Source organism: Brevibacillus sp. BD137, assembly GCF_041644655.1.
In the GTDB taxonomy this organism is placed as follows: Bacteria; Bacillota; Bacilli; order Brevibacillales; family Brevibacillaceae; genus Brevibacillus; species Brevibacillus brevis_D.
The window spans coordinates 700,865-709,369 of record NZ_JAOTNO010000003.1 but is presented as its reverse complement, the minus strand read 5'-3'; the positions used below and the strand labels follow the sequence as shown (position 1 = coordinate 709,369).

The 8,505-nt window shown below is 47.2% G+C and carries 7 protein-coding genes and 12 tRNA genes; 1 reads left to right on the top strand and 18 read right to left on the bottom strand.

Annotation, left to right across the window (positions count from 1 at the left end; translation table 11 throughout):
• Positions 1-7: 7 nt before the first annotated feature.
• From ODZ53_RS09910 to dnaA, 18 genes are all read right to left on the bottom strand, one after another.
• Positions 8-93: transfer RNA gene (locus ODZ53_RS09910), tRNA-Leu, on the bottom strand.
• 30 nt (positions 94-123) lie between these two features.
• Positions 124-199, bottom strand: a tRNA-Lys gene (locus ODZ53_RS09905).
• Between the two features lie 8 nt (positions 200-207).
• Positions 208-282 (bottom strand) — tRNA-Gln (locus ODZ53_RS09900).
• Positions 283-300: 18 nt separating this feature from the next.
• Positions 301-385, bottom strand: a tRNA-Tyr gene (locus tag ODZ53_RS09895).
• A 47-nt stretch (positions 386-432) separates the two neighbouring features.
• Positions 433-508, bottom strand: a tRNA-Thr gene (locus ODZ53_RS09890).
• A gap of 14 nt (positions 509-522) precedes the next feature.
• Positions 523-598: transfer RNA gene (locus ODZ53_RS09885), tRNA-Phe, on the bottom strand.
• A 35-nt stretch (positions 599-633) separates the two neighbouring features.
• A tRNA-Asp gene (locus tag ODZ53_RS09880) sits at positions 634-710 on the bottom strand.
• Between the two features lie 25 nt (positions 711-735).
• Positions 736-811: transfer RNA gene (locus ODZ53_RS09875), tRNA-Val, on the bottom strand.
• A 33-nt stretch (positions 812-844) separates the two neighbouring features.
• A tRNA-Glu gene (locus ODZ53_RS09870) sits at positions 845-918 on the bottom strand.
• Positions 919-925: 7 nt separating this feature from the next.
• Positions 926-1,001: transfer RNA gene (locus ODZ53_RS09865), tRNA-Asn, on the bottom strand.
• A gap of 17 nt (positions 1,002-1,018) precedes the next feature.
• Positions 1,019-1,094, bottom strand: a tRNA-Ala gene (locus ODZ53_RS09860).
• Between the two features lie 44 nt (positions 1,095-1,138).
• Positions 1,139-1,215 (bottom strand) — tRNA-Ile (locus ODZ53_RS09855).
• A 219-nt stretch (positions 1,216-1,434) separates the two neighbouring features.
• On the bottom strand, positions 1,435-3,360 hold the full coding sequence (gene gyrB / locus ODZ53_RS09850) for a DNA topoisomerase (ATP-hydrolyzing) subunit B (RefSeq protein ID WP_289675397.1): 1,926 nt from the start codon (positions 3,358-3,360) through the stop codon (positions 1,435-1,437).
• Positions 3,360-3,647 carry an extracellular matrix regulator RemB gene (gene remB / locus ODZ53_RS09845; RefSeq protein ID WP_007720118.1) on the bottom strand — a complete coding sequence of 96 codons (288 nt, stop codon included), beginning with the start codon at positions 3,645-3,647 and terminating at the stop codon, positions 3,360-3,362. Before remB ends, gyrB begins: the two co-directional genes overlap by 1 nt.
• Before the next feature lie 11 nt (positions 3,648-3,658).
• A complete protein-coding gene (gene recF, locus ODZ53_RS09840) occupies positions 3,659-4,777 on the bottom strand; it encodes a DNA replication/repair protein RecF (protein WP_012683787.1) in 1,119 nt (372 codons plus the stop codon).
• 16 nt (positions 4,778-4,793) lie between these two features.
• The gene (gene yaaA / locus ODZ53_RS09835) at positions 4,794-5,009 is read right to left on the bottom strand and encodes a S4 domain-containing protein YaaA (protein WP_012683786.1); all 216 of its coding nucleotides are present in this window, start codon (positions 5,007-5,009) and stop codon (positions 4,794-4,796) included.
• Positions 5,010-5,041: 32 nt separating this feature from the next.
• Positions 5,042-6,181: a DNA polymerase III subunit beta gene (dnaN, locus tag ODZ53_RS09830; protein WP_372676814.1), complete on the bottom strand. Its 1,140-nt coding sequence runs from the start codon at positions 6,179-6,181 to the stop codon at positions 5,042-5,044.
• 207 nt (positions 6,182-6,388) lie between these two features.
• Positions 6,389-7,774: a chromosomal replication initiator protein DnaA gene (gene dnaA / locus ODZ53_RS09825; protein WP_106784234.1), complete on the bottom strand. Its 1,386-nt coding sequence runs from the start codon at positions 7,772-7,774 to the stop codon at positions 6,389-6,391.
• A gap of 559 nt (positions 7,775-8,333) precedes the next feature.
• On the opposite strand from dnaA, the gene rpmH reads away from it, so the two are divergent.
• Entirely contained in the window at positions 8,334-8,468 is a 135-nt protein-coding gene (rpmH, locus tag ODZ53_RS09820) for a 50S ribosomal protein L34 (RefSeq protein WP_007720125.1), read from the top strand.
• Positions 8,469-8,505: the final 37 nt, after the last annotated feature.

The window sequence follows — 8,505 nt, the reverse complement described above, 5'->3', positions numbered from 1 at the left end:
TGTATATTGGTGCGGTCGAGAGGACTTGAACCTCCACGGTGTTGCCACCACTGGCACCTGAAGCCAGCGCGTCTGCCATTCCGCCACGACCGCATCTGAAGATCTATCTCTTGTTTTAAAAACTGGTGAGCCATGAAGGACTCGAACCTTCGACCCTCTGATTAAAAGTCAGATGCTCTACCAACTGAGCTAATGGCTCTCGAAAAATGGCTGGGGTACTAGGATTTGAACCTAGGAATGACGGAGTCAAAGTCCGTTGCCTTACCGCTTGGCTATACCCCAATAGCCATGAAGTAAAGATGGTGGGGAGAGACGGATTCGAACCGCCGAACCCGGAGGGAGCAGATTTACAGTCTGCCGTGTTTAGCCACTTCACTATCTCCCCAAGCTTGTCCTTCAAAAGCAAAGCTTATTCAACTTTCAAAGAAAAAGTGGTGCCGGCAATAGGACTTGAACCCACAACCCCCTGATTACAAGTCAGGTGCTCTACCAATTGAGCTATACCGGCGTGTTTTGTACAAATGGTGGCTCGGGACGGAATCGAACCGCCGACACGAGGATTTTCAGTCCTCTGCTCTACCGACTGAGCTACCGAGCCTCAAGCGTAATTGTTTCGCCATCGCTTGAGAAAAATGGCGGAGCTGACGGGACTCGAACCCGCGACCTCCGGTGTGACAGACCGGCGTGAACTCCAACTTCACCACAGCTCCATGTAAAACATTCAGTTGTTAAAAGTGGTGGAGGCTGACGGGATCGAACCGCCGACCCTCTGCTTGTAAGGCAGATGCTCTCCCAGCTGAGCTAAGCCTCCAGGACCCCTGCGATTGCAGGACGTTTTGCTAGGTGACCCGTAGGGGATTCGAACCCCTGTATGACAGCGTGAAAGGCTGCTGTGTTAAACCGCTTCACCAACGGGCCATTTGAATGGCTCCTCGGGACGGACTCGAACCGCCGACCGATCGGTTAACAGCCGATTGCTCTACCAACTGAGCTACCGAGGAATAATGATGTTTTAGAATGGTGGAGCTGAACGGGATCGAACCGATGACCTCCTGCTTGCAAGGCAGGCGCTCTCCCAACTGAGCTACAGCCCCATCCTAACGCTTTCGTGACACGCTTGTCATGTCAGCTATGTAAGTGGTGGGCCTAGGCTGACTCGAACAGCCGACCTCACGCTTATCAGGCGTGCGCTCTAACCAACTGAGCTATAGGCCCGTAATTACTTCCGGGACTTTAATCTATCACACTTTTAAGTTCATTGCAATAGAAAATTTGATTTTTTTTATTGTGTGGGTGAACTTTTTTGTGAAAGACGAGGTTAACAAAAGCAAAATCTATTATAAGTCATGTTCATCGTATATTTCAAATGTATTTTTATATTTTCATTAAGAAAAAGCTTGCCCGGTAAAGGACAAGCTTTTCTTCGTTCCCAATTTAAATATCTAGATCGCGTACATTTGCCGCGTATTGCTCAATAAACTCCCTGCGAGGCTCTACTTCGTCACCCATCAGCGTCTCAAACACCATATCGGCATCCATAGCATCCTCAAGATCTACCTGAAGCAACGTACGGACTTCTGGGTCCATTGTAGTCTCCCACAATTGATCCGCGTTCATCTCACCTAGTCCTTTATAGCGTTGGACGTTCGGCTTCGGTTGAGACTTCAAGGTAGCGAGAACCTCATCACGCTGCCTGTCAGTATAAGCATAATGCAGCGTCTTCCCTTGCTTGATGCTGTAGAGAGGCGGCTGCGCAATATAAATATACCCCGCTTCAATCAACTGTTTCATGTAACGGAAGAAGAACGTCAGCAGAAGCGTACGAATATGCGATCCGTCGACGTCGGCGTCCGTCATAATAACGACTTTGTGGTAGCGTGCCTTTGTAATATCAAAATCTTCGCCAACACCCGTTCCCAAAGCCGTAATAATGGCACGGATCTCGTTGTTGCCGAGAATTTTGTCCAAACGTGCTTTTTCTACGTTCAATACCTTCCCGCGAAGAGGAAGAATAGCTTGGAAATGACGATCACGTCCCATCTTCGCAGAACCGCCCGCAGAGTCACCCTCTACTATGAACAGTTCAGATTCGGATGCGTCCTTGGAAGAGCAGTCCGCCAGTTTACCCGGCAAAGCACTTACTTCCAGCGCGCTCTTACGACGAGTCATTTCACGTGCTTTACGAGCTGCCTCACGGGCACGAGATGCCATGAGCGCTTTTTCCACAACTTTTTTGGCTACACCCGGGTTTTCTTCCATGAAGGTGTTAAAACGGTCACCGAAGACAGACTCGGTAATGCTACGCGCTTCCGAGTTGCCCAGCTTCGTTTTTGTTTGTCCTTCGAACTGAGGCTCTTGAATTTTCACGGAGATTATCGCGGTAATGCCTTCACGCACATCGTCCCCGGAAAGATTCGGATCCTTTTCCTTCAGGAAGTTAAACTTGCGGCTATAGTCGTTGATAACACGCGTAAGAGCCGTTTTAAATCCGGTTTCGTGAGTACCACCCTCATGCGTGTTGATGTTATTGGCAAAAGAGTAGATGTTGCTCACATAGCTGTCGTTGTACTGAAGGGCAACCTCCACGACAAGACCTTCTTTTTCCCCTTCGCAATAAATCACATCATCATGCAGGGCTTCCCGGTTTTTATTCAAGTATTCTACGAACTGGATGATACCGCCCTCGTAGTGGAAGGACTCTTCCTTCTCATGATCTGGACGCGTATCCTTCAGTGTGATGCGCAATCCTTTGTTAAGGAACGCCAGCTCGCGAATACGTTTTTGCAAAATCTCGTATTCAAATACCGTTGTTTCGGTAAAAATAGTCGGGTCGGGCTTGAAGGTAACTTTTGTTCCCGTCTCTTCGGTCTCGCCCACAACAGCAAGATCGGCATCCGGTGCGCCTACTTTAAAGCGCATGTAGTATACCTGGTTATTTTGTTTAACCTCGACTTCCATCCATTCGGATAGCGCGTTCACTACCGAGCTACCTACCCCGTGAAGACCGCCGGACACTTTGTATCCGCCACCGCCGAATTTACCACCGGCGTGCAATACAGTCAAAACGGTTTCAACAGTGGACTTCCCGGTCTTTTCATGAATGCCAGTCGGGATTCCTCGACCGTTATCGGTTACAGATACGGAGTTGTCTGGATGAATGACCACCAAGATCTCGTCGCAATAACCGGCCAGCGCCTCGTCAATGGCATTGTCGACAATCTCCCATACCAGGTGATGCAAACCCCGGCTGCTGGTCGACCCGATGTACATGCCGGGACGTTTCCGAACTGCCTCTAACCCTTCCAGTACCTGAATCTGACTCGCATCGTAGTTTGTATCTTTCGTCGTCACTTGATCCACTACTCTGTCAACTCCTCCACTTCAGCTTGTACAAAGGGAAACTGATCCAAGCTGTCCACGAACTGAGCGCGTCGCTTCAGCGTCAGAGAAGAAATAGGTGAACAGTAAATGGCATTCTGGGTGATTACATAAGACTTCGTTTCTTCCTCGCTATGGTCAACAACTGTCTTACTTTTTTCGAGTAAGAACGCTTTATTGATTTTTGAGGATTTCACAGTCTGATGATCGAGGATGGAAATAACTTCCTTCGTGCTCACCACAGTATCTCCACCAATGTGAATAAACATCCCTGTACCCCCTACCTTTCTCCGGAGATTTTCCCTTCCCTCACGTAAAAACGAGAGGCTTGCTGGAGAACCTGATGCTTTAAGCCTTCCACACCTGTGGTACTTACAAACGTCTGTACTCGATCCTGAATGGTTTCGAGCAGCAATGTTTGCCGATGTTCATCCAACTCAGACAAGACATCATCCAACAACAGAACCGGGTATTCTCCCACTTCTTCTTTAATCAGCTCAATTTCGGCCAATTTAATGGACAGCGCACTGGTGCGTTGCTGTCCCTGGGAACCATACGTTTGCACATCCATGTTGTTCACTTTAAGTGAAAAATCATCACGGTGTGGCCCAATAAGGGTGCTACCCCGCATGATTTCCCGGTCGCGAACCTCTTCGTAGGCAGCAAGCATTTTATCTACAGCCTGATCTATCGTCATCTCTTCTGTAACGGGCGATGAGTTAACGTAATGCAAAGAAAGTCTTTCCCTGCCATCGGTGATGCCGGTATGGATTTCCTGTGCCCACGTCTCCAGCTTCCGAATGAACTCAAAACGCTTCCGTAACAATTTTACCGCTAAATCGGCTAATTGGGTATTCCAAATTGCCAGCATTTCCAGCGAGTTACTTTTTTTCATGGCCAAATCCTTTAAAAGCTGATTTCGCTGGGCCAGCACTTTGTTGTAATTGCTCAAATAATAAAGATACGTAGGTGAAACCTGACCGATTTCCATATCGATGAAGCGTCTGCGCTGGGCAGGTGCGCCTTTGACAATGGAAAGATCCTCGGGTGCAAACATGACGACATTCAATGCCCCCACATAGGCGCTCAGCTTCTGCTGTTCCATTCCGTTGATTTTGGCCCGCTTTCCCTTGGTTGTCAACTGCAGCTCTAAACGAACAGAACCGTAGCGACGAAGAACATCGCTACGGATCGTGGCATAATCGGCATCCCAGGAAATGAGCTCCTTGTCACGAGGCGTTCGGTGGGATTTGGCGAGTGCCAAAACATAGATCGATTCGAGAGCATTCGTTTTCCCTTGAGCGTTGTTGCCAATAAATAACTGAATGGGACCGTCAAACGACAGGGACATCGTTTCGTAGTTGCGATAGTTGGTTAGCGACAGGTTCTTGAGAAACAAGAATCACGCTCTCCTCTCAGGGGCGTACCACTTGATAGCGACCATAGCCTTCAATCGCCACTTCATCGCCAGGATATAGCTTGCGTCCACGTCTGTTGTCCAGCTCTCCATTAATTTGGATCGGAACCTCAGCCAAAAAAGCTTTGGCCATTCCCCCCGTGTCAATGATTTCAGCCAGCTTCAAAAATTGGCCGAGAGCAATATAGTCTGTGCTAATGGAAACCTCACGCATGGCTTGGCTCCTTTCTTTTACGTAAAAACATTTTAGTACGTACGAACCGGCAAAATCAGATGGAGCATCCAGTCATGATCGGTCGGACGAATCACAAAGGGACTCATCGGGCCGCTGAAGCTCGCTTTGATTTCTGCGCTATCAATTGCACGCAGCGCATCGATCATGTATTTGGCGTTGAAGGAAATTTTCAATTCTTCGCCATTCATTGCTTTTGGCATCAAAATGTCGGTTACTTTCCCGATCTCAGGTGCATTGGACGTAATTTCTACGGTTCCATCAGGCATCGTAACGAGCTTGACTACGTTCGATTTGCCTTCGCGGCTCAGCAAGGAAGCGCGCTCGATAGATTGCAAAAACTCCTTGGTGCTCACAGTGATCTCCGTTTTGCTGCCTTGTGGAATAATTCTGGTCGTGTCCGGATAGGTTCCTTCCAAGAGACGGGAATAGAACAGGATATGCTTGGACTTCACAAGGATTTGGTTGTCCGCAACAACGATATCCGCGAGATTTTGGTCGTCATCTAATATTTTTACCAATTCATTGCAGCTTTTACCTGGAACTACTACGTTGTGGAAAGAAAGATCTTCTGGGCATTCAACCATTGCGGTACGGCTAGCCAAGCGATGGCTGTCGGTTGCCACAAAACGCAACTTGCCTTGATCAAGCGACCACATTAAACCGGTCAAGATCGGGCGCATTTCGGAAGTGGAAACACCAAAAACCGTCTGGCGAATCATTGCCTTTAGTAAATCACAGGGAACACTGAAGACTTTATCTTCTTCCAGATGCGGCAATTGTGGATATTCGTTGGCATCCATTCCGTTAATGGTGAATTCAGCTTGTCCGGAACGAATTCTGGTTGCGAGACGATCATCCACTTGAATATCGATTTCATTGCTTGGCAGCTTGCGCACGATTTCGCTGAAAATACGTGCAGTCAACACAATGCTACCAGGTTGATGTACCGTTACTCCCCATTCTCCGGCTTCTTCCATCGGGATCTGAACTTCAATAGACACATCAGAATCGCTTGCTGTTAGTGTCAAGCCTTCGTCATCCGTTTTGATTTTAATCCCGGTCAAAATTGGAATCGTAGTTCTGCTAGAAACTGCTTTGCTAACATGCGATACGGCGTTCGACAGCTTTTCACGCTGAACGGTAATATGCATCGACGTGAGCCTCCCTCTCCGGCGCCATTATTTTTGGTTGGAATCTGCATAATGGCTGCGCCTTTATCATAACTTATTAGGATAGATCTTTTTAACAGAAGTAGTAATAGGGCCTGTGGATTTGTGGATATGTGGACTCAACACGTAAAAGAGAGCCTATACACATGTGGGTAAGTTGTGTATAGGCTTTTTGCGTTATGCACAGGTTCAATGGTTTGCTTTTAACTTTTCAATGAGCGACTGAATGGTTGTTTGCATATGAGGGTCATTTGCCAGCGCACGAGAGATTTTCTCATGGGCATGAATGACTGTCGTATGGTCACGACCACCAAATTCATCACCGATTTTCGGCAAAGAGGCATCCGTCAGCTCTCTGGAGAGATACATCGCAATCTGACGGGGGAAAGCGACGGTTTTTGTCCGTTTTTTCGCCTTGAAATCTTCAAGTTTCAGGCTGAACGCTTCTCCGACCGTTCGTTGGATGTCCATAATGGTAATCACGCGTGGGCGAGAGGAAGGGATAATGTCTTTCAGTGCTTCCGCTGCCAGCTGCGTGTCGATATCGCGATTAATCAAGGAGGAGTAGGCAACAACACGAATCAATGCGCCTTCCAACTCGCGGATGTTACTGTCGATCTGGTTGGCGATGTACGCCATTACCTCATTAGGGATATCAAGATTTTCTGCTTTCGCCTTTTTGCGCAAAATCGCAATCCGCGTTTCGAGGTCTGGCGGCTGAATATCAGTAATCAGTCCCCATTCGAAGCGTGAGCGGAGGCGATCCTCCAGTGTCGGGATCTCCTTAGGAGGCCGATCGGAGGAGATGATGATTTGTTTGCTTTCTTCATGCAAGGCATTGAACGTATGGAAAAACTCTTCTTGTGTCGATTCTTTGCCTGCCAAAAACTGAATGTCATCAATTAAAAGAACGTCAACACTCCGGTATTTATTGCGGAATTCGACGGCTTTGTTGTCACGAATAGAGTTGATGAATTCATTGGTGAATTTCTCAGACGACAAATAGACCACTTTCGCCGATGGGTTGTGCTGAATGACATAATGGCCAATTGCATGCATTAAGTGGGTTTTGCCAAGTCCGACTCCTCCGTAAATGAAGAGGGGATTGTAAGCTTTTGCAGGAGCTTCAGCAACCGCAAGCGATGCGGCGTGAGCGAATCGATTCCCTGAGCCGATGACGAACGTGTCAAAGGTGTATTTGGGATTTAAGATGCTGGGTGGCTGGTCATCCGCTACTGTTGGCGGTTCACTCATTTTCACCCGTGGGGCAGGTTGTTCGTCAGCAAAAGCCGCATCAGGATTTTGCATCGCGACGAACTTAACTTTCATATTGATACCCGTCACTTCATATAGTGTATCGGTAATCAGTTGTGCGTACCTGGTTTCTAGCCAATCACGAGCAAAGTCGTTTGGTGCGACGACGATCAGTGCATCCTCTTCTAATGTAGTTGCCTTTGTCGCCTTCAGCCAGGTATCAAAACTGGGTTTGCTTAGCGATTTTTCTATCTTGGCGAGTACTTTGCGCCATAGTTCGCTAATCGCTGCATCCAACCAGAATCCCTCCCTCTGGGCCATCCGAAAAATTGATGAAGACCGATCCATTATGATCGAGAAAAAGTGCAAAAACCTACTTTGTTGTGACCTAATTGTCAACACAGCCGTTTAGAGCGACTGTGGATAAAAAAAGTCGAAATATAGGGATTCCGCTCGTAGAAGTGAAAAAAAGCAGACGGTTATCCTCAATCCTGTGAGTAACGACATACACATAGGAAAGAATCTGTCCACAAACTTATCCACACCCTGTGGAAAAACCGATTCACGCATCGGAGTTATTCACGCTTCAAAACAAAAACATGATAACAGATATAAAGCGTGGTATCAATGGTTTTTTCATACTTATCCACAAACACAACTTCTGGTGCTTGCCACATATTCACATCCCTATATTTTGTGTACAAGCTGTAGATAAACTTGTCGAAATCTGTTTTTGTGGATAAAACGATATCCACAGACCCGGGAAATAGTTTTATGGGGATATTTGCCTTGGTAATGAAATTCCACTGTTGCTTGACTTTTTAGGCATATGTTCTTATAATGCAAAGGAATGTCTTTGCAAGACGGAGGTGTATACGTAATGAAACCATCTTTCAATCCTAACAACCGCAAGCGCAAAAAGGATCATGGATTCCGTAAGCGCATGAGCACAAAAAATGGCCGTAAAATTTTGGCTGCTCGTCGTCAAAGAGGTAGAAAAGTTCTTTCCGCTTAGGCCACACTTTTAGTGGCCTTTTTGTTTGCTTATATAT